The sequence below is a fragment of the Halalkalibacter oceani genome (genome assembly GCF_023715605.1).
GTDB lineage: Bacteria > Bacillota > Bacilli > Bacillales > Bacillaceae_D > Halalkalibacter > Halalkalibacter oceani.
The window spans coordinates 1-263 of sequence record NZ_JAMBOL010000102.1 but is presented as its reverse complement, the minus strand read 5'-3'; the positions used below and the strand labels follow the sequence as shown (position 1 = coordinate 263).

General features: G+C 54.4%; 1 rRNA gene. It reads right to left on the bottom strand.

Annotated features, from left to right (window positions below):
- Positions 1-24: 24 nt before the first annotated feature.
- Positions 25-263 (bottom strand): 16S ribosomal RNA (locus tag M3202_RS22175); the annotation flags it as partial.

Below are 263 nucleotides of genomic sequence, written 5' to 3'. Positions count from 1 at the left end.
TCGATTAGAGTCTAAACTCCATAGAAAGGAGGTGATCCAGCCGCACCTTCCGATACGGCTACCTTGTTACGACTTCACCCCAATCATCTGTCCCACCTTAGGCGGCTGGCTCCGACGCATTTTTGCAAATGCTCTTGGTTACCCCACCGACTTCGGGTGTTACAAACTCTCGTGGTGTGACGGGCGGTGTGTACAAGGCCCGGGAACGTATTCACCGCGGCATGCTGATCCGCGATTACTAGCAATTCCGGCTTCATGCAGGC